Annotated in this window: 3 protein-coding genes and 1 riboswitch; all 3 genes read right to left on the bottom strand. The window is 64.3% G+C overall.

The window, feature by feature from the left end; translation table 11 throughout:
* Positions 1-197: 197 nt before the first annotated feature.
* From QMX88_RS29030 to QMX88_RS29020, 3 genes are read right to left on the bottom strand one after another with little or no spacing between them, the layout of a single operon-like run.
* Positions 198-992 carry an ABC transporter ATP-binding protein gene (locus tag QMX88_RS29030; protein ID WP_282373689.1) on the bottom strand — a complete coding sequence of 265 codons (795 nt, stop codon included), beginning with the start codon at positions 990-992 and terminating at the stop codon, positions 198-200.
* A complete protein-coding gene (locus tag QMX88_RS29025; RefSeq protein ID WP_282373688.1) occupies positions 989-2,020 on the bottom strand; it encodes a FecCD family ABC transporter permease in 1,032 nt (343 codons plus the stop codon). The genes QMX88_RS29030 and QMX88_RS29025 overlap by 4 nt, the downstream gene beginning before the upstream one ends.
* Positions 2,021-2,031: 11 nt before the next feature.
* Positions 2,032-3,033 (bottom strand): ABC transporter substrate-binding protein, encoded by a 1,002-nt coding sequence (locus tag QMX88_RS29020; protein WP_282373687.1) that lies wholly within the window; start codon positions 3,031-3,033, stop codon positions 2,032-2,034.
* A 141-nt stretch (positions 3,034-3,174) separates the two neighbouring features.
* Positions 3,175-3,370, bottom strand: a riboswitch (cobalamin riboswitch).
* Positions 3,371-3,582: the final 212 nt, after the last annotated feature.

The raw sequence follows: 3,582 nt of genomic DNA, 5'->3' as shown, positions 1-3,582 counted from the left end.
GGACATGGATGTCCGTTCGGCGCGGGCCCACGGAGCGAGACCGGAGTGAAGGAACCCTGACGAAGGAAGGGCCAAACCAGGAGCAAGCACCCTTGGTTACTTGGGGATGGTGCGACTTTCGACTTTTCCAAGTAACTCGCCGAAGGCGAAACAGTCCGCCCCCAGGCGGACGCCCTTGATCTCAAGTATCTTGATCTTTAAGGGGAACCCGCCCGCAACCGCAATAGACGAGCCCCGTCAAACGGATCAACCAACCAATGCCCCCGCACCCCGAAAACGTCACCCAATAACTCCGGCGACAACACATCAAACGGCGAACCCAACGCCACCAACCTCCCGCCATCCATCACCGCCAGACGATCACACCCCAGCGCCTGATTCAAATCATGCAACGCCACCACCGTCGTCACCGGCAAATCCTGCACCAACCGCAAAATCGACAACTGCTGCTGAATATCCAAATGATTCGTCGGCTCATCCAGCAACAACACCTGCGGCCGCTGCGCCAAAGCCCGCGCAATATGCCCCCGCTGCTGCTCCCCACCCGACAACGTATGCCACGCCCGATGCGCCAAGTGCTGCACACTCACATCCGCCAGCGCCTGCGCCACAATCCGGTCATCGTCCGCGCCCCACGGCGCCAGCGCCGACAGCCACGGCGTACGGCCCAACTCAACCGCCTGCAACAGACTGATCGAGTCGCCGGTCTGCGCGTGCTGCTCCACCACCGCCACCTGCCGCGCAATGTCCCGCCGACTCAGCGACGACAAGCGCCTCCCGCCCAAGTGAACGTCGCCCCGAGACGGATTTTGAATCCCCGCCAGCAACTTCAGCAGCGTCGACTTCCCCGAGCCATTCGGCCCGACGATCCCCAGGTTTTCCCCCGGCCGAATCGCCAGGCTCACCCCACTGAGCAGTTGCGCGCCCTTGACCGAATAACTCAGGTCACTCCCTTCCAGCATGGTGCCGGGCACCTCCTCACGGGCGTTCATCGAGGACGATTCCCGCGGACCAGAATCATGGCAAAAACCGGCGCGCCCACCAGCGCCGTGATGACCCCGATCGGCAACACCTGACCCTTGATCAAGGTGCGCGACAGCACATCGGCGGCAATCATGAACAGCGCGCCAATCAGGGCGCTCAAGGGCAACAACCGGGCATGACGCACCCCGGCCATCAGGCGCACCGCGTGGGGAATCACCAGCCCGACGAAGCCGATGGAGCCGACGATCGACACCATCACCGCCGTCATCAGCGCGGCGGTGAGAATCAGCACGGCCTGCACCCGGCGCACCGGAATGCCCAGGGACGCCGCTGAATCGCTGCCAAAGGTGAACGCATCCAGCGCGCGCCGATGCCACAGGCACACCAGCAAGCCGAGCACCACGACCGGCACCGACAGCGCCACCGACGACCAGCGCACGCCGCTGAGATTGCCCAGCAACCAGAACATGATCCCGCGGGCCTGCTCGGCATTGGCCGACTTGGTGATCAGGAAGGACGTCAGGGCGTTGAACAGCTGGGACCCGGCAATGCCCGCCAGGATGATCTGACCGGCAGCGGTCTGGCCCCGAGAGGAGCGGGCGAGCAAGGCGACCAGCGCGAAGGCAGCGATTGCCCCGGCAAACGCGCCGGTGGACAGGGAGATCGTCCCGGCACCGATGCCGATGATCGCCACCAGCACTGCGCCGGTCGAAGCCCCGGCGGAAATGCCCAGCAAGTAGGGATCGGCCAGCGGGTTGCGCAGCAGCGATTGCAAGACCACGCCCGACACCGCCAGCCCTGCGCCGCAGGTGGCGGCCACGATGGCCCGGGTCAGGCGGTAATTCCAGACGATGCCCTCATCGATGGGGTCGAGGGGATAGCCTGCGGCCCACAGCTTGTTCGCCAGCACCTGAACGATCACCGGCAGGCTGATCGACGTCTCGCCGATCGCCACGCCCGCCAGCACCGCCAACGCCAGCACCGCGAGGGCCCAGGCACCGTGGCCGAAGATTCGGGCGATGCTTGAGCGGGACATTCTCAATGACGTCATTGCGCTTGAGTGGCCTGGGCCAGTTGTTCGATGCCGTCAAACAGCCTGACGCTGGACTCCATGGCGCTGGCATCCATGATCACGATGCGATTGTTTTTCACCGCATCCATATTCCGTGTGACCGGGTCCGAGCGGAGGAAGGCCAGCTTCTTCTCGTGATCGTCGGCCGGGAAGCGGCGACGGTCCATGCGCGCGATGACCAGCACGGTCGGGTTGGCCTTGGCGATGGTTTCCCAGCCCACGGTCGGCCATTCCTCGTCGGAGTCGATGACGTTACGCATGCCGAGGGTGTCGAGCATGAAGTTGGGAATGCCCTTGCGTCCGGCGACGTAGGGGTCGACGTTGATGTCCGGGCTGGAAAACCAGAACACCGCCGAGACGGGCGGGTTGGCATGGGCGTTCGCCTGTGCAACGGCCCGGGCCAGCCGCGCCTGGTAATCCGCGATCAGCCGTTCGCCACGGTCCTGCACGTCGAAAATCTGCGCCAGCTGCCGCAGGCTTTTGTACAGCGTGTCGATGCGGAAGGCTTCGAGGCGCGTGCCGTCGGCGCCGACCCGGTTGTTCTTGCCCTCGCAGTCGGACGGCAGGATGTAGGTGGGGATGCCCAGGTCGCGAAACTGCTCGCGGGTGCCAACGGCGCCCTGTGGCCCGACCATCCACTCAAACTGCACCGGGACGAAATCCGGGCGTTTGCCGATCACCGATTCAAAACTCGGCGCGTTATCCGCGAGCCGAGCGATGCCATCGTTGAGGGGGTGGTACTGGGGCAGGACGGGGTTGAACCATAGCGACGTGCCGATCACGTTCGGGCCCAGTCCGAGGGCGTAGAGCATCTCGGTGGCCGCCTGGCCAATGGTCACGGTTTTCTGCGGCACGTGGGTGAAGGTCAGCGCTTGGCCGCAGTTGTCCACGGTCAAGGGGTAAATCGTCGACGCCGCGAGGGCGGCAGTGGGCAAGGTCAGGGTGACGAGCAGGGCGGCGAGGCGGCGCAGCGGCATGAACAGCGATCTCCAGATAGCCTGAATGCTTGGCGAAGCAGGCACTGGAAAGTCCATCCCGACAGGCGCTCCTACGATGAGGGCGAGCACAGCGCGCGAACGACGCACGAACGGAAGTCCTTCCCCGGACACCCCGCCGGTGAATGAATATGCTGGCCGGCAGGTCTCCTGACTGGCGCTTCATCGCCGTGCTTCGGCCTTCCCGGGGTGACCCAGTGGCAAACAGGAAGCAGGGCTCAGCGCCTACAGTTGCGGGGACAGTTCCCTTTCAGCGCGCAGCACGCGCCTGGGGATTCCCTATTAATTCCGAGCGGAAACCGGCGGCGGGGATACTAAACGATTCGGCGGGTGGAGGCGAATGCGGAGGCCGTGCGCCGGAGCGCGGCTAAACACCTGGCAGTAGCGGGAGCAGCACTAAACCTGCGGGAGATGCAAAAGCTGAAGGAGATGCAGCGCCTGAAGGAGATGCAAAACCTGTGGGAGTGAGCTTGCTCACGAAGAGGACAGTCCATCCGCTAAATCTTCAGCGGCTGGAATGCAGCCTTCGTG

Origin of the sequence: Pseudomonas sp. PS02290, from assembly GCF_029960075.1 — a bacterium.
Taxonomy (GTDB): Bacteria; Pseudomonadota; Gammaproteobacteria; order Pseudomonadales; family Pseudomonadaceae; genus Aquipseudomonas.
This window is presented reverse-complemented; position numbering and strand designations above follow the sequence as displayed.